We start from the raw sequence: 26,932 nt of genomic DNA on the forward strand, positions 1-26,932 counted from the left end.
GACCGCATATCCACGCTCAACAACCTGCGCCACGGCGTCCTGCTTAAACTCATCCGTAAACCGTATGCCCTTGTTCATATCCGTCTCTCCTTGGTTCCAAAATTACCAAGCAAAGCGTCTACAAATCTAGGGGCACCTCACTCGTCCCAAAGTCGTTTCATGGCACGTTGCTGACCTGTGGTTTTACCTAGGCCAGTTTCAGCCGTGAAGAACTGTAATGCCCCTTTGTCGTAAGTTCGGTATTCGATCTTATCAAAGACAGCATCATGAGTTTCTTGGATTACGTTTATCGTAGCATCAAAGGGCATAGCTATAGCGTCCTTCTTCTTTGGTTTAATTTTTAGGTGAAGTTCGGAGTAGCTACGTCCGACGCTGATGCTCTGACCTCGCGGTACTCACATCCTATGCCAGACTACTTCAAAGGCAGTCCTCAGCTATGTCTCGCCTCCATTAAGTTGGAGATCGCTCTGTTATTGGTAACCCTTGGTCAAGTTACTGGGTGGAAAAAGTAAAACTTTCCATCTTATCAATATAATCATTCCAACCCTGTTTTTCAAGGGGTGGGATGGAAAGATATTGACAGATACGACAAGATGTGAATTCGGATATGAGCGAATCACTCTGGGGAGTACATCTGATCTACCAAAGTCTGCAAATCATCCTCAGGAGCGTACTTTCCCTCTGGTAGGCCTTTGACGTAAGCCGAATATTGACGCTGTAGCTGGCCGTAAACTTCCGACAGCATATGCTTCTTGGCCAGACCACCTCCAAGGTAAGACGTTCTGGTGACACCGACAGGGGCATGGTTGAGGCAAGCAGAAATCACGTGCAAATCAACTCCGATTAACTGGCAATGCTCAGCAAATGTCCTCCTGAGGTCGTGCGTTGTCCAAGCGTCATGGAACCCAAGTATCCTGCGGTGGATGTCGAACTGGTGACGATAGGTGCTGTACGTGAATGGGAATAAGGGGCTGTCATCTTCTGTGGTGGCGAACTGTGAGACAATCCGTTTGATCCAACCAGTGCAGGGAATGGTGTGGTCCCGTCCTGATTTGGTGTCCCTGAAGGTCAGTGTGTCCTCACGATGATTGTAATCTGACTTCTTCAGCCCAAGAGCCTCATTCAATCGACAGCCTGTCAGGAGGTAGAACATCAGCAGGTCAGCAAAGTCTCTGTTCACATTGGGGTAGGGAATAGCATCCTTGTCCCGTCTGGTGAGGTGGACAATTTCAGAAATTTCATGGGCTGACAGGTATCTGTGCCGTGCTGTCGGTTTGGTGGTGACGCCGGAGGACTCGTAAAACTGAGTGACGGGATTGCGGGTGAGGTCTGTTGAATTGAAGACAGCCTTCAGGGTCCGCATGGCCTTGTTCACGTAAGCGGTAGACTTGCCTTGCTTGGTCAATTCCCTGTGCTTGACCGCTACTGTCTCCTTGCTGATGTCCTCAATTGGGATGTGGAGCAGTTCGGGGAGGCAATTGGCGAACACCTTCTTGTAATCGTTGATGGTCGTTTCTCTGAGGGAGACACGGGTAAGCAGATATTTGTCCAAGGCATCCTGAAGCGTGTCAGGTTCAACAGATAATGGGGCAGGGGTACTGCGTTCCTTGGATATGTCGATGCCTTTTGAGAGGCGGTACAGCATCCCCTTGGCGTCTGTCTTGGCTTGGTCCAATGCGATATGATCGACTGAGCCGATAGCCTTGCGGACAGTGCGACCACCTTTGATCCTGCCTTCAACGAAATAGGAGGCTTTTCCTTTGGCAGTCACCTTGATACCAAATCCCTGAAGGTCAGAATCACGCAAGAACTGGACGCTACCAGTTGGTTCGAGTGAGGCAATGGCCCTTTGAGTAATCTTGAGTTGCATAATAATAGTCCCCTGTGTCCAGCAGTAGACATTAAGTAGACGAGATTGCCTCAATAAAGCAAGACAAGGGAAGCAGTAGACGGAGAAAGTCTAATGTTTTCAATGAGGCCCAAGTGGCGGAATGGTAGACGCAGGGGATTCAAAATCCCCCGTCCTAACGGACGTGCCGGTTCGAGTCCGGCCTTGGGTACCAGCCTCTCAAAGTAGTGTTCGCGATCATTTTGCGGATGAATCTCGGCGCGACTGATCAAGGCGTTAGGGGCTTCACATTACCGCCACATTTTCGACGAAATGATTCGAAAACCGCTGTGGATAACCGCGTGAATTGGCACCAATTCTGCAAGTTTGGTCGGATTGATCTGCATACGGGAACGCATAGAGGTTTTTAAATTGCCGCCCTTGCCACATTACGAGAAGATTTTTCTGTGTTCAGCCATTCAAACCGTACGTTGAATGTCGTGTTTCTCGCTATTTGCTCCAAACCCCAGCAGTAACTAGGTTTGCGCTTGTTTTTGCCATGTATCTTTATTGGCGCTGGTAAAAGGCCACTACCCAAGGTTGCGTATTGTCTGGCGCCCCTCAGGTGAACAACACCGTACTGTGAGGCAATACCGCGATTTTTCGAACATTTTTTACTTTTTTTGCCTCAAACCACTTCGTAAGACAGGTCAGCCCATCTGGGGGGCGATGATTGTTTGGTCACGGGGGCGACCGCACTGCGCGTACTGTTTTAGGTACGGGAGATGTGCGTTCGTTAAGTCGCGTCGCGACGGTATGGTACGCATGGGATATCACTAGGGTGGTGTCGCAAAGCCCCTTTAAGGCTTCTCTCTCTTTTCCTTTCAATGGGCGTGATGTGTGGATCGCCCAGTGTCCTCCGCATCGCTCCTGAGCGGCTAGTGAGTGTGTGACGAGGTAAGAACTGTGAAGCGATTTACGCCGATGCATGTGGCTGGACATGCGCAAGATGCGCTACTGTCTAAGCACGCCCTGACAGCTCCGATCAAATTGTGGTTTCTCGCCACACTGCCCGTTGTTTGTGCGGCGGCTTAGGATTTTCGAAGCATGACAAAGTTTATTGATTTCAACAACCTTGCGACCGGCACCGTTGTAGACAACGAATATCAGTCTGAAGGCGTGACCATTTCGGCTGTGAGCGGTTCATGCAAGACAATGATTTTTGACTCCGCACACCCAACCGGCGGTGATCACGATCTTGAAACGACTAACCTGGGCAACGTTCTGATCATTTCAGAAGATGGTGACAGCAATGATCCGGATGACAACGCCAGAGGTGGGACGATTACGTTCGACTTCCATGAGTTGGCCTATATCAACCGGCTGACATTTCTTGACGTTGAAGAAGGTGCTTCGGTCAAGTTTTTTGATGCCAATGGGTATCTGATCAAGACTGTGCACATCGATAAAACTGACAATAACGGACAGCTGATTCAGGATTTCGACGTCGATGGCGTAGCGCGGATGGACGTGACGCTGAATGGGTCGGGCGCAATCGATAACCTCGTGTTCGACGACTCAGGTCTGGACGGAGTGGTTGAAGGCGACAATGATGCTAACCTGATCGACGCTGCCTATGCCGAAGACCCTGATGGTGATTGCATCGATGCAGGCGATGCGCAGTTGCCCGGCGAAGGTCCCGATGATGATATCGTCGATGCATTGGGTGGCGACGATACGATCAAATCCGGAGCCGCGAACGACGAGGTTTACGCCGGGTCCGGAAATGACAGTGTCGATGGCGGTGAAGGCGACGATATGATTTTCGGGGACAGCAACTATGCTGGCCCAGGCTCAGGCAGTGTACGCGAGAGCTTCGAGTGGGTCGACGCCTGCTTTGCTGGTGGCCAGGATATCTCCGGTTTCACTCAGAACACTGGCAGTGTCGATGTCACCTTTTCGATTATCCGCGAAACCGGCCATGCAGATAGCGAGTTTTCTGACGACAAGCAGAATGTCCAAAACATTGATGATGACGGAACGGACCCAGATCGCAGGAGCTCACTCGAAAGCATTCTGAATGGAAAAGGAAACGACGCCGATTACGCGCTCGCCTTCTCTGTTCCTGTCGAAGATGTATCTTTTCGTATCAATGACATTGACGGCGACGGTGTTGTCAGCGTCATGGCCTTTGACGCCGATGGGAACCCAATTGTTGCCAACCTTGAAGGCGGTGAGCGTCTGACGCTCAAGGACACGGACGGGGTTCCCGGAAACGACACTGCAGATAGCAATGGCGGTTATCTCCCTGATACCTCATCTGAATATTCTCTGCTTGTCAGTATACCGGGCCCAGTGTCCCGGATTGTGATCGAGCATGACCAGAACGGTAACAACAACTCCGGCATCAACGTCACAGACGTCTACTTTGATGCGCCTGTTGTTGATGCGGGAATCCCGGGTGATGACACGCTCAACGGCGGCGACGGCGACGACACGATCTTCGGTGAAGATGGCAATGATCTCATTCTTGGCCAAATTGGCGATGATGAAATCGACGGCGGCGCAGGCAATGACCTTTTGGGCGGTGGCGAGGGCGACGACACTGTCGTTGGTGGTGACGGCGTCGACATCATTGTTGGTGGCAAAGGCGATGACGACCTTGATGGCGGCGCGGACACGGACCTGATCCTTGGCGGTGAGGGTGATGACGTCATCGTTGGCGGTGTAGGCATTGATATCCTCGACGGAGAGGCTGGTGACGACACTGTTGACGGTGGTGCTGGCATAGACCTCGTCATTGGTGAAGCGGGTGACGACAGTCTGATTGGCGGTGACGATCAGGACGTTGTCGTAGGAGGCATCGGCAATGACACCCTGTACGGAGACGGCACGGTTGGCGAAGGCAATACGACTGACGGTGCTGCTGATTTCCTGTTTGCGGGTGAAGGTGATGACAGCCTGATAGGCGGGTCGGGTAACGACACGATTGACGGCGGCGCGGGCGCGGATTTCCAAAGTGGTGGTGATGATCGCGACACGTTCATCGAAATCGGTCCCGGTGACACGATTTTTGGCGGTGAAGGGGGTGATGACTTTGACACAATTGTGGTGTCCAGCACGTCCGTTGTGGAATTCGACCCGAATGATCCAGAAGCTGGTGTCGTCACGTTCTATGACTTTGGCAGCATCACGACGACGGGCACGGCGACTTTCTCGCAAATCGAAAACGTCATCTTTGTTGAGGACAACCCGAACCCCGCTCCGCCATCGGATGCACCGGACAGTGAGGACGACGAGTTTGACGTCGTGCCGGTCGTTCCAACCTCGATCTCAATTCCGAGTGTCCCAGTGCCCGGACCTGGTGTCGTCGAAGGAACGGACGGTCCAGATTCCATCGGCCCCGGCTATGTCGATGCCGACGGTGACGAAGTAGACGGCCCTGACGGTCTGGATGACACGATCCTTGCCTTTGATGGCAACGACACCGTGGATGCAGGACTTGGTGACGACGAAGTGTTGGCTGGCGACGGTGATGATCGTGTGCTTGGCGGTGAGGGCAACGATGTCCTGCGGGGTGAAGACGGCGATGACACCATCCGCGGCGGTATTGGCCACGACCAACTGGCTGGGGACGACGGTGATGACCAACTGTTCGGGGGTGAAGGCAACGACATTCTGGAAGGTGGCGACGGCACGAACGTGTTGGAAGGCGGGGCCGGCAATGACTTCATCATAGGTGGAGACGAAGGCGACCTTGTGGTGGGTGGAGACGATTCTGACTTTATTGTTGGTGGTGATGGCGATGATCTGATCTTTGTCGGGAACACTGATCAGGTTGATGATGGTGCGGCTGACATTGTCTTTGCCGGAGATGATGCCGACCAAATATTTGGTGGTGGCGCTGGCGATACAATTATTGGTGGCGAAGGCGGCAATGACGATGACACCCTCAATCTGACTGGCTCTGGCCCGCTGGTCATCAACTTTGATGGGGGTGATCCCAACAGCGAAAGCGGCACGGTCGATTTCCTTGATGACGATGGTAATGTCACCGGCACACTGAAATTCGCCGAAATCGAGAATGTCATTCCCTGCTTTACGCCCGGTACGATGATCGCAACTGCAAGTGGCGAATGCCTTGTTCAAGATCTGAAAGTTGGCGATCGGGTTATCACCCGTGACAATGGCATTCAGGAAATCCGCTGGGTGGGACATCGCGACATGAGCGGTGGTGATCTCGCGCGCGCTGCGCATCTGCGTCCGGTTCTCATCCGTCAGGGTGCTCTGGGCAAAGGTCTGCCAGAGCGAGATATGCTCGTTTTGCCGCAACACCGTGTGTTGATGTCCAGTGACAAGACGGCTCTGTACTTTGAAGAATCCGAAGTGTTGGTTCCTGCAAAACACCTGACGGGCATGGACGGGATCGACGTAGTGGACGTGTCGCACACGACCTACATCCACGTGATGTTCGACCAGCATGAGGTGATCCTGTCCGATGGCACATGGACCGAAAGCTTCCAGCCGGGTGATCAGACCCTGAATGCGATGGACGACACTGTGCGTGCCGAAATCCTCGAACTGTTCCCGGAACTGGAAACAGAAAAAGGGATCAGGGCATACACAGCAGCGCGCCGCAGTTTGAAAAAGCATGAGGCCAAGCCACGGACCCAATAACGCTTCACGCCTCAAAGGCACATCGAGATATGCAGCATTCCGCGTGTGACTCGTGCGGAACGCAAAAAACGGGGCAGGGGGCTGCACCCGTTTTTTGTGCTTAATGAGAGGGCGTTACGCCCGTTTCTTGCAGCAATTTCTCGCGAATTGGCGCTGAAAGGCGGCTTCAAACTGCTGGTACGGACGTTGGGTTTACCAATCTCCGATAATTCCCCCTGAATTTGTACACAATTTGAATAAATAGAGGTCAGCGGTGTTGATCCGCCGAGGGGGGCGTGATGCGGCCCTGTAGTTTGTTTATGTAAAGGCGCCTGTCATGCCAGTGATCAACGGGACGAATAACAACGACACCCTTCAGGGCACCAATGAAGAAGACACGATCAATGCGTTTAACGGCGCTGATCTGGTGTCTGGTGAAGGCGGCGACGACAGTATTTTGGGCGGAGGTGGTAACGATACGCTCTTTGGTGATGTGGGCGAAGGGACGGCTCCGGGCAATGATGGCTCACCTTTGATCATTTCGAACTCCAACCGGGTCACACTGAACAGTTCTGACAATGATCCGGGCGACTTGGCCGTCTACAGAAACGTCGCACAACTGGAAGATGGCACGGTTGTATCCGCTCGCATTGTACTGGTGTCCAAATCTGATCCGAACCTGACCGTTGATCTTTCGGGCGGCATTGGCGCTGAAATCCTGATGAACGGTGCGGGCACCGGCGACACCGCGGACTTCCGCATGGAGTTCTTCGTTCCCGACAGCCCGAATGCCACCACTGGAACGCCCGTGGCGCTGAATACGACCGCGACTGTCAATGATCTGGACCGAAACAGCGTCGGCAATCAGGAATCCGTGACGTTCAATACCGCAGGCTTCACCGAATTTGCCACCAGCAGTGATAGCTCAATCGCGGTCTCTACTGGCACCGGTACAATCACCGCAGCAGGTACGGAACAAAACAGCCCATCCGATCAGGACGCCTGGTTCTCGGCGTCTTTCGAAAACCGTGAGTTCATTGAGTTCACTCTGGAGTCCCGCTCAACCAACTCTGGGTTCTCTTTCTCTGGCGATCTGATCGACGATGCGGTTGTCACACCAATTGAGGCAGGCGACGACACGATCGAGGGCGGGTTCGGGCAGGATCTGATTTTTGGACAGGGCGGAGACGACAGCCTGTTGGGCGGATTTGGCGATGACGCTATCGACGGCGGCGAAGGCAGCGACACGCTGGAGGGCGGACAGGGTCAGGATACGCTAGAAGGCGGGTTGGGCGACGACGTGCTATCAGGCGGCTCAGGCGATGACATCCTGTTGGGTGGTGACGGCCAAGACTCGATCGCCCTGGGCCCGGACAATGACAGGGCCGAAGGCGGGTTCGGGTCCGACGTTTTCACCATTGGTGGATTGGGCAATCATACCATCATCGGCGGTGAGGATGCGGATGGCCTCGACATTGACGTCATCGACCTGAGTGGAGTGGATGCCAACGTCATTCAGACCGGCCCTGAAACCGGTACGATTGAATTGCTGGACAGCAATGGCAATATTGCGCGCCGTGTTGAGTATTCCGAAATTGAACAAATCATCTGTTTCACGCCCGGCGCTCGCATGGCGACCCAAAAGGGCGAGGTTTTGGTTGAGCATTTAAGAGCTGGTGACAGGGTCATCACCCGCGACAACGGTTTACAAAGTCTGCGTTGGGTGGGCCGTCGCGATCTCGGACCTCGGGACCTGCTGACCAATGCACTTTTCCAACCGGTTCTCGTTCGCAAAGGCGCCCTTGGTAACGGATCCCCCGAGCGCGATATGCTGGTCTCTCCACAACACCGGATGTTGATCAATTCTGAAGTGGCCGCTGTAATGTTTGCGGAAAGGGAGGTTTTGGTGGCCGCCAAGCACCTGACTGGCCTTGACGGCGTTGATCAGGTCCAAACAGGGGCGGTCAGTTACATGCACCTGATGTTCGATCAACACGAGGTCGTGCTTGCTGATGGCGCATGGTCGGAAAGCTTTCAGCCCGGGGATCATTCCCTGCGCGGTATCGGTTCAGATCAGCGGGACGAAGTCGTAGCACTGTTCCCGGAACTGGAAACGGAAGCGGGTCTGGAAGAGTACGGCCCAGCCCGACTACCGCTAAAACGTTACGAAGCAGAGGTTATCGTGGAGCGCCTGAGGTAGAGCGGCCCGCACGCCACGCGGCCCAGTCTTCGGGCGTGTCGAGATCTTGGCGCGCCCGGTTCCCTTTCAATGGCACAAGGTGCACGGCGCCTTTGTGGTTTGCGATGATGGAATGGCCTCCACTGTCGCCCTCAAGTGTCTGGAATTCATCGAAAAGTGGGTGGGCCACGACCATTGGATGCCCACCTTTTCCAGTCTGCGTTGCCCCGCGCCAGATCAGGGCATCCGGGTATTGGGTCGTTGCACTCATAACTGCACGCAGATCATCGTCGCTCAGGTCTGGTAAATCCCCCAGTAGCACCATTGCATGGGACTGCTCCGGTTCCAGTGTCGCAAACAAAGTGCGCAGGCTCGCGCTCATGCCCTGGGATGCATCTGCGACTTCAATCGTCTGGACGTCCAGATCCCGAACCAAGTCGTAGCGTGGGTGCGGTCGTGGGGGCAGGGCGATGCGAACATCTGTGCTGACCTCCATGGCCATGCGCGCCTGACGGCGCAGCAACGGTACGCCGTCAACATCCAGCAATAGTTTGTCAGCGCCGCGCATTCGCGAAGACGCTCCGGCCGCAAGGATTAAGATAGGCATCATGGCCCTATCATATCATCCACGCATCCACGCATCCACGCATCCGCGCGCCATCTGCATCAAACAGCGGTTCGTCAACCAACCGTGCCTTGCACATCTGGCCAAGAATTTCGATCTCAACCTCCCGTCCCGCAGCTATCCGATCCACAGGCAAGAACCCTTGGGCAACCGAAAGCTGCGCGTGGTGGGAATAGCCGCCCGACGTACAAAAGCCAACCACTTCGCCGTCCAGCCAGATCGGTTCGTAGGCCTGTACGTCAGCGTCCGTAGCCTCGACGATAAAGGCGCATAGCTTGCGATCGGGGCCCTTAGTCCGTTCCGTCTCGGCCGCATCGCGCCCGACAAACGCCGTGTTTTTCTTCCATGAGATAAAGCGATCAAGTCCAGTCTCGGCGGCCGTGTAATCCGGCCCAAATTCCAATAGCCAACCACCAAAGAACTTGTCCAATCGCAGCGACATCATTGCGCGCATTCCGAATGGAGTCATACCGTGCGGCTGACCAGCGGCCCACAGCGTGGCCCAAAGCTGTCGTTGCGCCATGGGATCACAATAAATCTCGAACCCCAGATCGCCGGTATAGCTGACACGCTGCGCGATGCAGTCTGTCATGCCTACAGTGATGGGCCAGACGTCCAGGAACTTCATTTCCGATATGTCTCTGCGGGTGCAAGCCTGTAGCACTTCGCGCGCTTTCGGTCCGGCGATCTGGAAGCCGTTGCGCTGGTCGGTGATATTCTCGATCCGCACGCCGTCTTCAACTTCGTTGAGGAAATGGCGCATGTGAAAGGCTTGAGCGCCGTAAGAGGCGGTCAGCTGGAACTCTTCTTCGCTGAGGCAGGACATAGTGAAGTCGCCAATTAGCTTACCCTTGGGGCTGAGCATCGGCGTGAGCGAGATGCGACCCTGCTGTGGTACGCGTCCCGCCATAACACGATCAAGCCACGCCCGCGCACGGGGTCCAGAGACCCGGTACTTGCCAAAATTGTGCACCTCATTGATGCCGACTCCTCCGCGAACGGCATGTACTTCGCGCGCGGTAGCCTCAAACGCATTTGAGCGACGGAATGAGGGCGTTTCATACGTGGGTTCACCACCTTGGGCAAAGTAGTTTGGCACCTCCAACCCATATTGCTGTCCCCACACCGCACCCATCTCAGAAAAGATGTCGTACATTGGCGTCGTGCGATTGGGCCGAGCCGCGGGCAGTTCTTCGTTCGGGTAGGCGACTGAAAAGCGTTTCTGATAGTTCTCGATCACCTTGGGCAGGGTGTAGCCCGGCGAAATCCAGTCTCCGAAGCGGGCAACGTCCATCGCGAACGTGTCCCGCTCGGTCTCGCCCTCGACCATCCATTGGGCCAGCATCAGGCCGACGCCGCCGCCTTGGGAAAAACCCGCCATGACGCCGCACGCCGACCAATAGTTGCGCACACCCGGCACAGGGCCAACCAGCGGGTTACCATCGGGGGCAAAAGTGAACGGACCATGGATCACGTTTTTGACCCCTGCGCGTTCCAGATCCGGAAAACGGTTGTAGGCGAAGGCAATGGAATCTTCGATCTTGTCAAAGTCGTCCTGCAACAAGTCCTGCCCAAAACTCCACGAAGTGCCATCCACAGCCCAAGGGCGGCATTTTTGTTCGTAGAACCCAATGCATAGCCCTTTGCCCTCCTGACGGAGGTAAGATTCACCGGCAGGGTCCATCACGTGGGGGTGTTCATTCCCGTCTTTCATCATTTCGGCGATCAGAGGCACCTCTTCAGTCACCAAGTATTGGTGTTCCATGGGGTGAAGAGGAAAATAGATGCCGGCCATTGCGCCCACTTCACGCGCCCAAAGGCCTCCTGCATTGACGACATGTTCGGCGTGGATCGTGCCCTTGTCAGTCACCACATCCCACGTGCCGTCTGCGCGCTGGTTGGTTTCCTGCACCATCGTATGGGTTTCAATCGTCGCGCCCCCCATCCGCGCTGCGCGAGCATAGGCGTGGGTGGTGCCGGACGGATCAAGGTGGCCATCTAGTGGATCATAAAGCCCGCCGACGATGCCATCGACATTGGTGACGGGTGCGATCTTTTTGATCTCTTCCGGCGTTACGATTTCAGTCTCAAGCCCCATAAAGCGATGCTTGGCCCGTTCGGCAACGAGCATGTCGAACCGGTCCTGATCCTCGGCCAATGTGACGCCGCCGACATGGTGCAATCCGCAAGACATGCCGGTGATCTCTTCCAACTCCTTGTAAAGCTTGATGGTATAGCCCTGAAGTGCCGCCATGTTGGTATCACCGTTAAGCGTGTGAAACCCGCCGGCTGCATGCCAAGTTGAGCCCGACGTCAGTTCAGATCGCTCAACAAGAATCACATCGGACCAACCAAGCTTGGTCAGGTGGTAAAGGACAGACGCGCCGACAACGCCGCCGCCGATGACAGCCACTCGGGTGGTGGTTTTCATGGGGAACCTCGAGACATTGGATTGGTCATTTCATATGCTGAGGATCAGTGTATTTCTCAATTCCCATGGGCGGAACGACACAAAGCGACACATGGTGTCGCGAATGCCGATCTGGTCGCGTCAAAATTGCTGAAACCCACAAGAACTAATCCCGCGCGATAGTGGTTAAACGACGCCACATGTCGCAGGCGGGCTATCGTGCGGGAACGTCAGAGCGCACCTTGCGTTGCAGCACATAACGCAGAGGCGGACTTAAGACATGCGCACCCACGCACAGGCTGTCGTCATCGGTGGCGGCGTCATCGGTTGTTCAATCCTTTATCACCTCACGAAACTCGGGTGGAGCGACGTTGTTCTGCTGGAACGAGACGAGTTGACGTCAGGGTCCACATGGCACGCGGCGGCCAACATTCACGGCCTGCACGACAGCACCAATATCAGCCGCATTCAGCACTACACCATGGGCCTGTACAAAGAATTGGAGCAGGAGACCGGGCAGGGTTGCGGCGTTTTCCAACCCGGCAGCCTCTACCTCGCGCAGACCGAGGCGCGCGAACACCAACTCAAGCTGCAGGCCGCCAAGGCCAAGCTTTATGACATGAACTTTTTCGAGGTGGACCGAACCGAGGCGGAACGATTGCATCCACTCGTCGATTTCGATGGCATCCGCTGCATCATGTGGGAACCCGAAGGCGGCAATGTGGATCCTTCCGGTGTAACCAATGCCTATGCCGCAGGTGCGCGTCAGAATGGTGCTGAAATCATCCGGTTTTGCCCCGTTACAGGGACAGAACAGCAAGCAGACGGCACATGGATCGTGCGCACGGAAAAGGGCGACATCGCAACCCCCTGGGTGGTGAACGCCGCCGGGCTTTGGGGGCGCGAAGTGGCGGCACTCGCCGGCGTCGAACTGCCCCTTCAGCCCACCGAACACCAGTACTTTGTCACGGAAACGATCGCCGAGATCGACGCCATGGACCGCCGGTTGCCCTCTGTCGCTGATCGGGACGGCGAGTACTACCTGCGTCAGGAAGGAAAGGGCCTTTTGGTGGGCGCCTACGAGAAAGACTACCGGTTCTGGGCTGAAGAAGGCACGCCGCAGGGTTTTGGGCACGAGTTGTTTGCAGATGACTTGGAACGGATCGAAGACAACATGATGCGCGCCATTGGTCGGGTGCCCGTCGTTGGCACCGCCGGAATCAAGCGGGTGATCAACGGGCCGATGATCTGGTCACCAGATTCCAATGTGCTGTTTGGGCCGGTGCCTGAACTCACGGGCTATTTCTGTTGCAACGGGATTATCCCCGGGTTTTCCCAATCCGGCGGTATGGGCTTGCTGGCGGCACAGTGGATCATCGAAGGCGAGACAAAGTACGACATGTTCGCGTGGGACATGGCGCGGTTTGGCGCATGGGCCGGCAAAGCTTTCACCAAAGCGCGGGTGGGCGACCAATATGCCAATCGGTTTAAAATCCACTTTCCCAACGAAGAACGCGCCGCAGGCCGCCCCGTGCGTGCACGCCCGGCATACAGCATGCAGCGCGACATGGGTGCCGTTATGGGATTGAACTATGGCTGGGAGCATCCTCTTTGGTTTGCAGATGAACCTGAAGTCGAAGACACCGATGGTTTCACGCGCCAGAACTGGTGGGAGCCAGTGGGTGCAGAATGCCGGATGTTGCGGGACAAAGGCGGCATCATCGACATCTCCAACTTTGCCAAATACGTCTGCAAGGGTCCGGGTGCAGAAGAGTGGTTGAACACAGTCTTTGCCAACCGCATGCCGCACCTTGTGGGCCGGTCGTGCCTGACACCAATGATTAGCAAACGGGGCGGAATTGCCGGGGACTTTACGGTCACCCGACTGGGCGACGATGAATTCTGGATCATCGGATCGGGCATGGCCGAACGCTATCACGCCCGTTTCTTCAAACAGGTGCCGTTGCCTGTAGGAACGACGTTCGAAAGCCACACTGAAGCGGTGTGCGGATTCAACGTGGCCGGACCGCAATCGCGCGCAATGTTGCAGCGAATGACCAATGCGTCGCTTGCGAACGAGGACTTCCCTTTCATGCGTTCAGCTCGCATCGAACTGGCAGGTGTCGAGGTCCTTGCCTTGCGCGTGTCCTTTACGGGTGATCTGGGTTGGGAGTTGCACTGTGCCACTAAAGATCAGATGCAGCTGTATAAGGCCCTCATTGAGGCAGGGCATGATTTGGGCATCGGACCGGTTGGTAGTCGGGCGCTGATGAGCCTGCGTATCGAAAAAGGGTACGGGTCCTGGAGCCGGGAATACAGCCCGGAATATTGGCCTCAGGAGGTTGGACTTGACCGTCTGATCAAGATGGACAAGGAGTTCTTGAACAAGGACGCCGTCGCCGAGGTATTGACCCAAACCGCGCGGGAATCATTGGTTCTTTTGCATCTGGATGAAACGGATACAGACGCGTCTGGCGCGGATGCAACAGGGGGAGAGCCGGTATTCTCTGGTAACAATGGCGTGGGGCGTGTGACGTCCGGTGCCTATGGGTACACCGTGGGGATGAGCCTTGCACTGGCCTATGTCAAAGGTGTTGGGCCTGGCGATCGGGTGGACGTGATGGTTCTGGGACGGCCCCATAAGGCCACTATACTTGACACTCCGCCCTTTGATGCAGACGGAAAACGGCTTCGCGGATAGTGCGGGCGGGATGCAGCGCAGCGAAATGAGTTAATGGTTTCAGGCCTGTAACTGATACCGAAAATGTCGCCGCGCCGCACCCCGATCAGGCCGTCGCGCTACGTTTACTCCGTTTCGACTAGTATGGTAGCGTTAAGAATATTTTCGAAGGCTCCTGATCATAAAGTGCACGTTTATGTCTCGAATGGCATGATCACGCATTTTACGTTGCGCGAAATGCACGAGCTTTACCGCTCCTGGCAGATGTGGCTTTTGCTCTTGGTCGCCTTTTTGGTCATGTCCACAGGACATCCGGTAACCTTGCCGCAGTTCGATAGCTTTGGCGTCCGCATGGCGTTCTGGGTTATCGCGCTTTTCATCTACATAATGACATCGGATCTGTATTCGAAGCTGACAGGCAAGATGTGGCACCGCATGTTCGGCAAGGCGATCCCGCTCGTCTTGCTGTCCAGTCCGTTGGTGCTTGCGAGTACATATGCATCGTGTGCAATCCTGACCAAGTTGTTTGAACCGCATCGCGACCTGTTCAGTGTGATGACGTGGCAAATGAACGTGAGAAACGTTCTGGTTGCCCACGTTTTCGAAACTGTGGCCTTGTTATGGCTGATCCCGGCCCAGCGCGAACGCACACGAAAAAGCCAGCACCAGAGATGGGTCACACTGGCTGGGCACCGTTTTCTGTTGTCAGACATCGCTAGGGTCAAGGCGGCAGAGCACTTTCTGGAAATTCACAACGAGACCGGCAGCGAAGTGATCCGCGAACGGATGTCGACCTTTCTGGAGCAGGTCACCCCAGAAGATGGCATTCAGACACACCGATCCCATTGGGTCTCCCGGCGCTATGTGGAAACTTTGAGCGGGCGAAAGTTGCGTCTGATCTGTGGATCCAAGATACCGGTCGCGCGCGGGCGGTTGGACGAAGTCCGCGCGTGGATCGAGGCAAGGAACGCTACCGCTACTGCGGCCTGACGACTATTCCAGCGCCGTAATCCGCAACATAGTAATCCGATTGCCTTCCCGCTCGCGTACTTCAAACCGAAAGCCGTGGAAGCTGAACACCTGACCCACAGTCGGGATCATTTGCGCCTCATGAATAACAAGGCCTGCAACTGTGTTTGCTTCTTCATCTGGCAGGTTCCAGTCCGTCGCCCTGTTCAGGTCGCGAATGGTGGTCGAACCATCCACGAAATAGTGGCCGTCTTCGCTTTGAATCACGGGCTGATCGCCATCGGGGTCAAACTCGTCTGTGATTTCGCCCACGATCTCTTCCAGAATGTCTTCGAGCGTAATGAGGCCCTGCAAGGTCCCATACTCATCCACAACCAGCGCAAAGTGGCTGCGGATGCGAAGGAATTGACGCATCTGTTCGTCCAGCGTTGTGGTTTCCGGCACAAAGTACGGCGGCATCGCGACTGCTGTGATGTCAAAGGAGCGCAACGCCGTGGCATCCCCATCCGGGCCACCCACGACGCCGTACATCGCGCGCAGCAGATCCTTGGCATGGATCACGCCAGTTATGTTTTCCTGTTCCTCGCGATAGACGGGTAGGCGGGTGTGGCTCGACTTCAGGCACTGTTCAAGAATGACCTGCGGGTCGTCATCGGCATTGATCATCTCAATGCCAGAGCGATGCAGCATGATCTCTTCGACAGTTCGGTCCCCCAAATCGAGGGCGCCGAGGATCCTGTCACGGTCTTCTTTCTCTACCACCCCCTCGGAATGGCCCAGTTGGAGCGCGCCTGCGATCTCTTCCCGCACGGCCATGATGTGGCTGTCGGGGTCAATTTGCAGCCCAAACAGGCGGAGTAGTCCACGGACCAGCAACCGTACGGCAGCGACGATGGGCGAAAAGATGGTGACCACCAGTGAAATCGGGCGCGACACCATGGAGGCCGCACTTTCGGAATTGGTGATCGCGTAGGTTTTCGGCAGGACTTCGGCAAAGATGAGCACAAGCAAAGTCATCACCAGCGTAGCCAGTGCCACGCCGCTCTCCCCAAAGGCGCGGGTGAAGAGGCTTGTGGCTAAAGATGCGGCCAGAATGTTCACGAGGTTGTTGCCCAGCAGGACAGAGCCAATCAGCCGTTCGTTGTCTTCGGTAATGTCGAGAGCGCGTTGCGCGCCCTTGGATCCTTTGTCCGCTTGAGTGCGCAACTTGCCCCGCGAGGCTGCCGTTAGAGCGGTTTCAGAACCGGAAAAGAACCCCGACAGCACCAACAGAAATAGGATCACCCCGGCGGTGGTCCAGAAGGCGGCATCGAAAATAGAACTCGGGTCGTCCATGTGTCGTCGTTTTCCTTTGATCAGGACAGGGTTATGGGGGCGGGGCGCTCCGCAATCAAGGGATCAGGGCTGCGCTGGCGCATTGTGTATGCATGTATCGAAATTGGGTGACATGTTTGCGCGGAGCTTGAGCCGCGTCAGTCCGCTTCTTCGCGTGTGTCTGTCTTGGTCAGGGGATGGTGATCCATTACCAGTTGGGTCAGCCGCTCATCGACCACATGAGTATAGATTTCGGTTGTCGCCACATCTGCATGCCCCAGCATTGTCTGGATGGCGCGCAGATCAGCTCCACCCGCCAGCAAATGGGTGGCAAAGGCATGGCGCAACGTGTGCGGCGTTACCTTGTCCGAAGCTACAGATCCGTGGGTGGCAAGCGCCTTAATGCGGGCATAAAACCAGTGTCGGGTCAGGTGCCCGGTTACGCCGCGCGACGGAAATAGAAAGCGGGAAGGGGTCGCGCCTTTGTCTTGCGCCAGTTGTTGAACCTCATCACGCACGGTAATCCACGTGGCCAAAGCGGCACGCGCAGGGGGCGATAAGGGCACCATGCGTTCTTTGCCGCCTTTGCCAAGGATCAATAGCATCTGCGGATCACCCCTCGCCGAACTGACGGGCAAGCTGACAAGCTCAGTCACCCGCATGCCTGTGGCATAGAGCAATTGCATCAGACAGGTGTCCCGCGCCTTGTCATGAGCGTTGCGTCCGAATTCGCGGGCAGCCTCCAACAGTCGATCCACTTCGGCCTCGTCCAGCGTTTTGGGCAGGCGCTTGTCCTGCCCGGGGCTAGCGATCTGAATGGCCGGGTTTTCAGTACGCCAGCCTTCTTCAAACGCAAAGCGGAACAATTGCTTGATCGCGGACAGGCGCCGGGCGCGGGTGGATTTGGCGAGTCCTTGCGCGTCGCAATGGATCAGATAGCCTTCGATGTCGGACTGTGTAGCGTCAGCAAAACTAAGGTTTCGACCAGCAAGCCAGCTTTGTGCGTCGATCAGGTCGCGCCCATAAGCCAGCAGTGTGTTGCGCGCCGCTCCCAGTTCGGCGGCTTGCGCCTCAAGAAAAGTGGGGATCCAAGTGTCGCTCATGGGGTGTCCTCGAGCAACATGACCTGTAAGGCGGTGCGGCGCGCCGCATCCTCAAGCCCGAGTGCGCGCAGGGTGGCCAGCCCCGTAGTCAGGCGTGCAACATCGCCTTGGGCGCCCTCAAGGGTGAGTGCGAGAGTTTCCAACAAGGCAGCACCCAAAGCGCCCCCTTGCGCGCGACTAACAATCTGGGGATCAGACGGGGCTTCGCCAAAGGCGGCCAGGACGGCAGCAGCAATGCCATCGACTTCCGTATTCACTGTCCCACCACCGGCCGCAACAGCGGCCAGCGCCGGATGGCGCAGTGCGCGAGCGGGGAAGATTTGGGCCGCACGTTCGTAGTCCGGCGACAGCAGCAATACCTCAAACGCGACATCGGCGGCACGCCCGCTCAGGGTCATCTTGCTCAACTCCTCGGCAAACAGCGTTGCGAACGGGACGGCAAGATGGGCGTCGCGCATGGCTTGCCACGCCTGAGGCAACGTCTTGGACACCGCCGCCGGGCTGCCTGTGCGTAGAGCCGTTTCGAACTGTTGTAACGCTTCGACACGGTTCCAGACACCGCCCGAAGCTGCGGGGCGCCGTTGTGTGTAAAGGCCCAGCAGGCGGTTGTCCGGCAGTGCACCGGTACGGGCAAGGCGTTCAGCCGCCTCAATCTGTGACTTCCAGCCAACCGTGTCAGACAGATCAGCATTCGCATAAGGCAACGGCCAGGTCCGCGTCGGGATCGGTGTTCCGTTCGCCTCGAACAGGCGGAACATCAACGGATTGCGAGACGTGGGAACGGGCAGGGGTGGTTCGCCTTCAAACAGGTCAGGATCAAGGAACCGTTCGAGCGCCGCAACTGTGGAGGCGTCGATCAACCCAAGAACCCGCCCAGTGACAAGTTGCAGGGCGGCGGTGCTCCAGTCCCCTGCGCGAGCCGCACAAAAGACTTCATAGGCCTTGCCCGGTGACAGATCGATGCGGGCGCGCAGGATTGCACACGCCATTGCAGACGTGCCTGCCAGCAGCGACATGTCCATGAAACGGGCGAAATGGGCGGGTGAAGCTTCTGGGCCCGCCTGATCCAGCAGCGCCAGTGCCGGGTCGAGTGCGCCAAGCGCAAAAAGCGCATCCACGCGTGCCAGATCAAAGGCATCCATCTTGGTGGGTGGCGGTGCCGCTTCGGCCAGAAGCAAAGTGAACAACAACGACTGGAGCGCGGGCAGCTTGGCAACCGGCATCTGCGCTATTACTTGCGCCCAGGCATCGCCGTTACTGCCAGACCACAGCGTATCTGGCAGACCGGTGATGTTGGGTGGGGCCAGACCGACTCGTTTGGGGGCCGATGTACCTAACGGGCGCACTGTGACGTCGGGAATAGTACCCGATGCGGCGATATTCGGTTCGTCAAGAGGCAACGCCGTAGGCAGGATAGCTTGCCCCTCCAGCCAGTCGATAACACTCAATGGTGCTGCTTCCGGCTGTTCTTGCGCGAACCCTGATGTGGCGGCCATCGCGGCCAACGCAGATACCAAATGTCGTATTCTAGTCGGCATCAAGGGTCACAGGCACGCGTACCTCGTCCTGAGGCGGCGAAAAATTGGCGCCAAAGTATTCGCCGACATAGGCATAGCCCACAAGGCCAATAAACCCAATGATCACCAGATAGATCAACAGCTTGATAAGTCGGCCCATGGATTTTACTGCCTCGATGTCGTTTGAGCGAATTCTTGTTTTGCTGCAAAGCATATATGGCCTTTTTCTGAAAATCACGTCATTGACACGATAATGAGCGAAAAACAGCAAAATCAGTCACACCCAACGCTGGACACTCCCTATCATTTGAAAAAGACCATTGTGATGGTGGGGATGATGGGGGCCGGCAAAACGGCCGTGGGGCGCGCCCTTGCGCAGCGCATTGGTGTTCCATTTCTGGACAGCGATGCCGAGATCGAGGCTGCTGCCAGCCGCACAGTGCCCGAGATATTCGAGAGAGACGGAGAGCCGTTTTTTCGCAGCAAGGAGACGCAGGTGATTTCGCGACTTCTGGACACGAAACGGTGTGTGCTTTCGACAGGCGGCGGCGCATTTCTGGCACAGGAAAACCGCGAAAACATCTCGGAAAGTGGCGTGTCGGTCTGGCTCAACGCCGATCTTGATCTGCTGTGGCAGCGCGTTCGTCACAAGGACACACGCCCGCTGCTGCGCACGCCTAAACCCCGGGCTACTCTTGCGGAGATATACGCCGCACGGGTGCCACTTTACGCGATGGCGGATGTGACGGTGGTGTCATTGCCCAATCTGAGCATTGAAGAAATGGTGAATCGGGTGATTGCAAAGCTTGTGGCCGACAGACCTGACGTATTGGAGGCCCATGATGCGTGAGACTGTACATGTCCCCTTGGGTGCGCGGGCCTATGATGTTCTGATCGGGCCTGGATTGATGGCCGAGGCCGGCGCACTTATTCAGCCGCTTTTGCCCCGTCTGCGCGTGGCTGTGGTCACCGAGACCCGTGTTGCGGCGCTTCATCTGGAAGCGCTTCGGGCCGGGTTGAGTGCTGTCGGCATTGATTCTGTGGTTTTGGAACTGCCCCCGGGCGAGGCGACAAAAGGCTGGGCACATCTGGAACAAGTTACTGAATGGCTGCTCGATCAAAAGATTGAGCGGCGCGACGTGGTTGTGGCTCTTGGAGGCGGTGTGATTGGCGATCTGGTCGGCTTTGCCTGTGCCATTCTGCGTCGCGGCGTGCGGTTTGTTCAGGTGCCTACGTCATTGCTCGCGCAGGTTGACAGCTCTGTCGGGGGCAAGACTGGGATCAATACGTCACAGGGTAAAAACCTCGCTGGGGCGTTTCATCAGCCCAGTCTGGTTCTGGCGGACACAGATACGTTGTCGACTCTTGCGCCTCGAGATTTTCTTGCAGGTTACGGCGAGGTGATGAAATACGGGCTGCTTGGCGATTCCGTGTTCTTTGAATGGCTTGAGGAACACGCACCTGCTATGGCCGCAGGCGACATGAGCCTGCGCGTGGCGGCTGTTAAAAGATCCGTCGAGATGAAGGCCGAGATCGTTACGCGGGACGAGACAGAGCAAGGCGAGCGCGCGCTCCTGAACCTTGGTCATACGTTTTGTCATGCGCTTGAAGCGGCTACGGGCTATTCGGACCGGCTGCTTCATGGTGAGGGCGTCGCGATCGGGTGTGGGCTGGCTTATGAGCTGTCTGCACGCCTCGGTTTTTGCAGCCAGGAAAGCCCAAGCCGGGTGCGTGCGCATTTGAAGGCCATGGGTATGAAGACAGACCTAGCGGACATCCCCGGCGACTTGCCGGGGGCAGAGGCGTTGCTGAACCTTATGGGGCAGGACAAGAAGGTGGTCGCAGGCACACTCAATTTTGTGCTCGCCCGTGGGATTGGAGACGCCTTTGTGACGTCGGATGTTCCGCGCGATGTTGTTTTAGGCGTTCTACAGGATGCGCTGAGAGGCAACTAAACACGGGTGCCACGTTTTTTTCGGCAGGAAACGGTTCATAAACCACAAGCTTGCAAGAAAAAGGGCTGGAAACCATTTCGGTTCCCAGCCCTAATAATTTGTCAAATCCGGTACGCTTAGAACGGGATTTCGTCATCCAGATCACGTGAAGGGACCGGGCTAGGCGAACCACCGCCACCACGATTATCATAGCCCATCTGATCCGCGCCGCCGCCGCCACCAAAGTTGCCGCCACCACCGCCACCGCCGCCGTCACGACCATCCAGCATAGTCAGTTCAGAACGATAAGGGCGCAGCACCACTTCCGTCGAATACTTATCCTGACCCGATTGATCCTGCCACTTGCGGGTCTCAAGCTGACCCTCGATGTAGACCTTGGAACCTTTGCGCAGGTACTGTTCTGCTACGCGCGCCAGTGGCTCTGAAAAGATGGCAACGGAGTGCCATTCGGTCCGCTCTTTGCGCTCACCCGTGTTGCGGTCTTTCCACGTTTCGGACGTTGCAATGCGCAGGTTGCACACTTTGCCACCGTTCTGAAACGTGCGCACTTCGGGGTCACGCCCCAGATTGCCGATCAAAATGACCTTGTTGACGGACCCTGCCATGTTCTTCCCCTTCGTGGCTTGTGCGCTGCTGATTCCGGACAGCTGCACGGTTCTGGCTAGACTACACATGGTTAATGGAAGCTTAAACCGCATCAGGCTGGATTAAGGGCCAAAAATGAGTATATAGTCCGGACAAAGGCGTTAAGCTTGTCAACCGGGGTGTGGATTAACGATGCAGGCTGTTTGGGCAGTAGCCATTTTGGTGGCTCTGGTTGTGCAAAGTGCTGCGGCACAGACGTTGTCGACCAAGAACCGCAGCAAGCTGTTTAGCTCGCAAACCAGAATCCTCGATTCCCGCGCATCTGAACAATATAATAACTCTGTCAGATTGAAGCCGCCCAAGGTTGTCACCCCAACCAAATGGGATGGGGAAAGCCCGAAATTCCGGGGTTCATATAAGGGGCCTTATCTGGCGGTGGCCAAGGATGCCGCAAAACGCCACGGCGTTCCGGTTGATCTGTTCCTGCGACTGGTACAACAGGAATCTGGTTGGAACCCCAAGGCACGATCACTCAAAGGGGCCTATGGTTTGGCCCAATTGATGCCCTCCACTGCCCGTGGACTGGGAGTGGATCGCAAAGACCCGCACGAAAACCTCGACGGCGGCGCGAGATACCTCAGGCAGCAATACCAGACCTTTGGAAGTTGGCGGTTGGCTCTTGCGGCCTACAATGCTGGACCGGGTGCCGTAAAAAAGCACAATGGCGTGCCGCCTTACCAAGAAACTCGCAACTATGTACGGGTGATCTGGGGCGGCTAGGCCTCTGCGCCGTTCAGGGTTTTCCATTCAAGTTGCGTTGTGTTCACCGGGTTTTTGGCATTGCGCATTTTTGATGATGGCCCGGCTTTGCTCTCTAAAAAGCGCAGGTTTCGCCTCAGTGTCGCCACGGCGTTTGGTTAAACGACAAACCAAACAGACAGCGAGCAGAGCAATGAAACCCGGACAATCCACATTTGACGAGCGCGTCGCGCGCATCAACTCTGGCAAGGTCAAGAACGCGAGCGACGTTATTGTCCAAAAGCGTGGGCTCGTGAACAGGTCTGGGAAAAAACGACGGATTCACCTTGATATGATCGTCATCGGTGGTCTGGCGGGCGGCGTCGCCGGGGCGTTATTTGCGCAGAACCTTGGTCTTCTTTATATTCTGTCGCTGGATTGGTTGACCCTTCAGGGGCTTTTCATGTCCGATTATCAGCTCGCAGCTTATGCCGGCGCATGCGCGATTGGGCCGGTCGGTTTCCTCATGTCTCTGATCTTCAGCCGCACAGCGAAGCGCCTGTTGCAGTTCTGGATATTCTACACAGTTGGGGTTCTCGCCGCCAACCACGTCGAGGTCCGGTATGTGATCGAATTCATCATCATACCCGGTTTCTGGGAATATGTTGGCGCCTATACTGCCGCGAGCGATGTGGTGAACGAGGCGGCCGCTACTCAGCCGCAATTTTGATCACAGGCTCCATGCGCGCAAGGATGTCGTCTGCCAGATGGCATTTAACCTGATGGCCTTCAGCCAGTTGACGCACCGGCGGCACCTCTTGCTCGCACAAACCTCCAGGCACCTCTGATTTCCAACGACAGCGCGTTTGGAACGGACATCCGGGGGGCGGATTCATCGCCGATGGGATGTCGCCTTCAAGCACGATGTGTTGCTTTTCAACCTTGGTGTCCGCAATTGGCACGGCCGACAAGAGCGCTTCGGTATATGGATGATAAGGGGGCGAGAACACCTGATCGGTGGTGCCCAATTCAACCACATGGCCCAGATACATCACCATGACCCGGTCGCTGAGATAGCGGACAATCGACAAGTCGTGAGAGATAAACAGCAGGGTTGTTTTGTGCTCGCGCTGAATCTCCATCAGCAGATCAGTCACAGCCGCCTGTACAGAAACGTCCAATGCTGACACAGGCTCGTCGGCCACAACAATCTTGGCATCGCCGGCAAAGGCACGCGCAATCCCCACACGTTGCTTCTGACCACCTGACAACTGACGCGGCATGCGCGTGGCAAAGGCGCGGGGCAATTTCACTAGATCAAGCAGTTCCAGCATGCGCTGCCAGCGCTCGGCCTCGTTCTTGCCTACCTTGAAGATCTCCAGGGCGCGCACGATCTGGCGGCCCACTGTCATGGACGGGTTCAGCGTATCGAACGGGTTCTGGAACACCATCTGCACGTCCGCCACGGTCTGCGTATCGCGATCCTCGATCGGGATGTCCTGAATTTGTTTGTTGCCCAGGGTGATCGTGCCTTCGGTCGCTGTCTCAAGCCCCATCAACACCTTGGCAAATGTGGACTTGCCGCAGCCAGACTCGCCGACGATGGCGAGGGTCTCTGACTCGCGGGCCTCAAAACTCAAGGTTTCGTTGGCTTTGACCACCTTCTTTTCTCCGGAAGAGAACAAGGCCGATGCTGCCACCTCATAGTACTTCTTGAGGTTGTCCATCTTGATGACAACATCACCGACCTCGCCTTTGGTTTTAACGTCGGCCAGTTCCAGTGGCGCCTGCCAGTCGATTTCCTTGAACTTAAGACAACGGGATTCGTGGCTGCCGTCGTCATTGGCCGGATACATCGATATGGCCTTGTCTTCGTTGCACAGCCCATCTTGAAAGTAGTCGCAACGCGGACCAAAGTTACAGCCCGGGGGGCGTTCGTGGGGCAGGGGAAAGTTGCCGGGAATGGCGACCAGCGGGCGGGCGTTTTTGTCCGCGCCCGGCAACGGGATCGAGCGGAACAGCGCTTGGGTGTAAGGGTGTTGCATATCGTCAAACACCTGCTCAATAGAGCCGCGTTCGACCGCCTCACCCGAATACATCACGCAAATGCGGTCGCAGGTTTCCAGAACCAGACCAAGGTTGTGAGAAATGAATAGCATCGAAGTGCCGTACTTTTTGCCCAGATCCTTTACCAGTTCGACCACAGCGGCCTCGACGGTCACGTCCAATGCGGTGGTGGGCTCATCAAGGATCAACAGGGACGGTTCAGACATCAGCGCCATCGCGATGACGATCCGCTGCTGTTGACCGCCTGACAGCTGGTGTGGAAACGAATTCAGGATACGCTTGGGATCAGGCAGCTTGACGTCCGTGACCACTTGCAGGGCACGATCATAGGCATCTTTTTCGTTCATGCCCGCGTGGATCATGGGCACTTCCATCAGCTGCTTTCCGATCTTCATCGCCGGGTTCAGGGAGGCCATGGGCTCCTGATAGATCATAGCGATCTCTGATCCGCGAATGTCGCGCAACTCGTCGGCACTCATTTCCTGCAGATCGCGGCCCTTGAACTTGATCGACCCGCCAACGATGCGTCCGTTCTTTCCAAGGTCCTGCATGACGCCCAGAGCCACAGTAGACTTCCCGCATCCGGATTCGCCAACCAGCCCCACGGCTTCACCGGGTTGCACAGTGACCGAAAAGTCCATGACCGCCGGGATTTCGCGCAAGCGCGTGAAGAATGAAATCGACAGCTTGTCGATCTCAAGGATTGGTCCGTCATAGTCCAGTTTCGCCATTCTACATTCTCCCTGCCAGTCTTGAGTCCGTTTGGACTTCTTCTGGCCAAAAATACCGCGGGGGTCCGGGGACTGCCCCCCGGACCGGCCGGTTAAACTCAGTCCTTCAGACTTTCTTCGCGCAAGCCATCAGCAAGCAGGTTCAAACCCAGCACCAATGTCAGCAAAGACAAGGCAGGGGCGATGGCCGCATGGGGATAGATCGACAGCAGACGACGGCCTGCATTGATCGTTGTGCCCCAATCCGGGCTCTCGCTTTCGAGGCCCAATCCAAAGAAGCCCAAAGTACCCAAAAGGATCGTGGTGTAACCAATCCGCAGACAGAAATCGACGATCAGCGGTCCGCGGGCGTTAGGCAGGATCTCCCACAGCATGATGTACCAAGGACCCTCGCCACGAGTCTGTGCGGCAGCCACATAGTCCCGGGTCTTGATGTCGAGCGCGAGGCCCCGCACGATCCGAAACACGGTAGGTGCGTTCACAAATACCACAGACACAAACACCACCAAAATGCCTGCTTCGATGTTGAAGAGGTCAATGGCGTTTGGCAGTCCGGGGATGGCATATGTCGGTGTCGATACAATCGAGCCGTCCGTCGAAATCAGCGACAAGTAGATCCAACCAGTTATACCCAGCACCACAATCAGCAGCGGCGTGCGCACAGATGGCTGCGTGTAAAACCGCGAATTCAGCAGAACTCCAAGGAACACCAACGGGAAGATAAACAAGACTGTTGCCATGTAGTTTGGGATACCCGTTGCCACGATTTCCGGCGTCACTAGCAGGTAGAACAGCAGGATGACTGGGAAGGCGAGGATAAGGTTGGCCATGAAGGACAAGATGGTGTCCAGACGACCCCCGTAGTACCCAGCAGGCAGGCCAAGCGTGATGCCAACCATGAAGGCAAAGAGCGTCGCCAGTGGTGCGATCTGCACCACCACCCAAGCTCCCTTGAACAGACGGCTAAAGACGTCGCGAGCCAGATTGTCGCCGCCCAGCAAATACCAAGCGTATTCACCTTCTTCTGCTCCGTTAAGGGGCGTACCCGGCAACTTGTTCTTCATACCTGACACCTGTGAAAGGCTGTCATGTGTGACGATCATGTCGAACACTCCGGCCATGACACCGGCAAAGATCCAGAACATAACCAGCGCAAAACCGATCATGCCGACAGTGCTGTCAAACAACTTTCCGTAAAGGCCCAGTTTGCGCTTGAACTTGATTGACACGACAAAGGTGACGATCAGCGCGATCCAGACTGGGATCAGCTGTTGGCTCATCCCGCCGACGATCCCGACCATTCCGGGGCCAGTGATTGCGCCCATTACGATGTAGGTTAGAACCAACACAACCAACGCCAGTCCGATCCACTTTGTTGCGGCAGTCGACATCCCGTAGGGGCCTCCTGCCGAGCTGAGCGTACCATCAGGGTTGGTCACAACCCGAGCCCCGCCTGATGCAATGCCCAGAACGATCTGCACCACCAGTGCGATCACAAAGATCGCGGCAACTGCGTACAACACCGGGTCCAGAATGGTGCCGAGCGACCCTGTCCACGTCAAAGGTTCCATGTGT

General features: G+C 56.3%; 19 protein-coding genes and 1 tRNA gene. 9 read left to right on the top strand and 11 right to left on the bottom strand.

Going from position 1 to position 26,932, the window contains the following annotated elements:
• Positions 1–137: 137 nt before the first annotated feature.
• Together ABJD00_RS06715 and ABJD00_RS06720 are read right to left on the bottom strand one after the other, a co-directional pair.
• Entirely contained in the window at positions 138–308 is a 171-nt protein-coding gene (locus tag ABJD00_RS06715) for a hypothetical protein (RefSeq protein WP_413848962.1), read from the bottom strand.
• A 308-nt stretch (positions 309–616) separates the two neighbouring features.
• Positions 617–1,870 (bottom strand): tyrosine-type recombinase/integrase, encoded by a 1,254-nt coding sequence (locus tag ABJD00_RS06720; protein ID WP_413831294.1) that lies wholly within the window; start codon positions 1,868–1,870, stop codon positions 617–619.
• A 107-nt stretch (positions 1,871–1,977) separates the two neighbouring features.
• Here ABJD00_RS06720 and ABJD00_RS06725 point away from each other — a divergent pair.
• The 3 genes from ABJD00_RS06725 (at position 1,978) to ABJD00_RS06735 (ending at position 8,684) form a co-directional block, all read left to right on the top strand.
• Positions 1,978–2,063, top strand: a tRNA-Leu gene (locus ABJD00_RS06725).
• Positions 2,064–2,935: 872 nt separating this feature from the next.
• Positions 2,936–6,505: a Hint domain-containing protein gene (locus tag ABJD00_RS06730; protein WP_413831296.1), complete on the top strand. Its 3,570-nt coding sequence runs from the start codon at positions 2,936–2,938 to the stop codon at positions 6,503–6,505.
• Positions 6,506–6,821: 316 nt separating this feature from the next.
• Positions 6,822–8,684 carry a Hint domain-containing protein gene (locus ABJD00_RS06735; RefSeq protein WP_413831298.1) on the top strand — a complete coding sequence of 621 codons (1,863 nt, stop codon included), beginning with the start codon at positions 6,822–6,824 and terminating at the stop codon, positions 8,682–8,684.
• Here the strand turns inward: ABJD00_RS06735 and ABJD00_RS06740 are convergent.
• Complete coding sequence (locus ABJD00_RS06740; RefSeq protein WP_413831300.1) at positions 8,662–9,273, bottom strand: nucleotidyltransferase family protein; 612 nt, start codon at positions 9,271–9,273, stop codon at positions 8,662–8,664. The genes ABJD00_RS06735 and ABJD00_RS06740 overlap by 23 nt on opposite strands.
• A 7-nt stretch (positions 9,274–9,280) precedes the next feature.
• On the bottom strand, positions 9,281–11,719 hold the full coding sequence (locus ABJD00_RS06745; protein WP_413831302.1) for a GcvT family protein: 2,439 nt from the start codon (positions 11,717–11,719) through the stop codon (positions 9,281–9,283).
• Between the two features lie 259 nt (positions 11,720–11,978).
• Here ABJD00_RS06745 and ABJD00_RS06750 point away from each other — a divergent pair, with 259 nt between their 5' ends.
• Positions 11,979–14,399, top strand: a complete 2,421-nt coding sequence (locus ABJD00_RS06750) for a GcvT family protein (protein ID WP_413831304.1) — start codon at positions 11,979–11,981, stop codon at positions 14,397–14,399.
• 189 nt (positions 14,400–14,588) lie between these two features.
• Positions 14,589–15,368, top strand: a complete 780-nt coding sequence (locus ABJD00_RS06755) for a LytTR family DNA-binding domain-containing protein (RefSeq protein WP_413831306.1) — start codon at positions 14,589–14,591, stop codon at positions 15,366–15,368.
• Between the two features lie 3 nt (positions 15,369–15,371).
• On the opposite strand, the gene ABJD00_RS06760 is transcribed toward ABJD00_RS06755, so the two are convergent.
• The 4 genes from ABJD00_RS06760 to ABJD00_RS06775 form a co-directional block, all read right to left on the bottom strand.
• The gene (locus tag ABJD00_RS06760; protein WP_413831308.1) at positions 15,372–16,682 is read right to left on the bottom strand and encodes an HlyC/CorC family transporter; all 1,311 of its coding nucleotides are present in this window, start codon (positions 16,680–16,682) and stop codon (positions 15,372–15,374) included.
• A gap of 137 nt (positions 16,683–16,819) precedes the next feature.
• Positions 16,820–17,764 (bottom strand): tyrosine recombinase, encoded by a 945-nt coding sequence (locus tag ABJD00_RS06765; RefSeq protein WP_413831310.1) that lies wholly within the window; start codon positions 17,762–17,764, stop codon positions 16,820–16,822.
• Positions 17,761–19,281: a hypothetical protein gene (locus ABJD00_RS06770; RefSeq protein WP_413855843.1), complete on the bottom strand. Its 1,521-nt coding sequence runs from the start codon at positions 19,279–19,281 to the stop codon at positions 17,761–17,763. Before ABJD00_RS06770 ends, ABJD00_RS06765 begins: the two co-directional genes overlap by 4 nt.
• Positions 19,282–19,291: 10 nt before the next feature.
• Positions 19,292–19,441, bottom strand: a complete 150-nt coding sequence (locus ABJD00_RS06775) for a hypothetical protein (protein ID WP_413831314.1) — start codon at positions 19,439–19,441, stop codon at positions 19,292–19,294.
• A gap of 93 nt (positions 19,442–19,534) precedes the next feature.
• Between ABJD00_RS06775 and ABJD00_RS06780 the strand changes: the two genes are divergently transcribed.
• Positions 19,535–20,131 (top strand): shikimate kinase, encoded by a 597-nt coding sequence (locus tag ABJD00_RS06780; protein WP_413831316.1) that lies wholly within the window; start codon positions 19,535–19,537, stop codon positions 20,129–20,131.
• Positions 20,124–21,236, top strand: a complete 1,113-nt coding sequence (aroB, locus tag ABJD00_RS06785) for a 3-dehydroquinate synthase (protein ID WP_413831573.1) — start codon at positions 20,124–20,126, stop codon at positions 21,234–21,236. Before ABJD00_RS06780 ends, aroB begins: the two co-directional genes overlap by 8 nt.
• Before the next feature lie 116 nt (positions 21,237–21,352).
• On the opposite strand, the gene ssb is transcribed toward aroB, so the two are convergent.
• The gene (ssb, locus tag ABJD00_RS06790; protein ID WP_413831318.1) at positions 21,353–21,841 is read right to left on the bottom strand and encodes a single-stranded DNA-binding protein; all 489 of its coding nucleotides are present in this window, start codon (positions 21,839–21,841) and stop codon (positions 21,353–21,355) included.
• Between the two features lie 172 nt (positions 21,842–22,013).
• Between ssb and ABJD00_RS06795 the strand changes: the two genes are divergently transcribed.
• The gene (locus ABJD00_RS06795) at positions 22,014–22,601 is read left to right on the top strand and encodes a lytic transglycosylase domain-containing protein (RefSeq protein ID WP_413831320.1); all 588 of its coding nucleotides are present in this window, start codon (positions 22,014–22,016) and stop codon (positions 22,599–22,601) included.
• 172 nt (positions 22,602–22,773) lie between these two features.
• A complete protein-coding gene (locus ABJD00_RS06800; protein WP_413831322.1) occupies positions 22,774–23,289 on the top strand; it encodes a hypothetical protein in 516 nt (171 codons plus the stop codon).
• Here the strand turns inward: ABJD00_RS06800 and ABJD00_RS06805 are convergent.
• Both ABJD00_RS06805 and ABJD00_RS06810 read right to left on the bottom strand, forming a co-directional pair.
• On the bottom strand, positions 23,270–25,357 hold the full coding sequence (locus ABJD00_RS06805) for a dipeptide ABC transporter ATP-binding protein (protein WP_413831324.1): 2,088 nt from the start codon (positions 25,355–25,357) through the stop codon (positions 23,270–23,272). The genes ABJD00_RS06800 and ABJD00_RS06805 overlap by 20 nt on opposite strands.
• Before the next feature lie 98 nt (positions 25,358–25,455).
• Entirely contained in the window at positions 25,456–26,928 is a 1,473-nt protein-coding gene (locus ABJD00_RS06810) for an ABC transporter permease (protein ID WP_413831326.1), read from the bottom strand.
• Positions 26,929–26,932: the final 4 nt, after the last annotated feature.

The sequence above is a fragment of the Tateyamaria sp. genome (assembly GCF_039945315.1).
In the GTDB taxonomy this organism is placed as follows: Bacteria; Pseudomonadota; Alphaproteobacteria; order Rhodobacterales; family Rhodobacteraceae; genus Tateyamaria.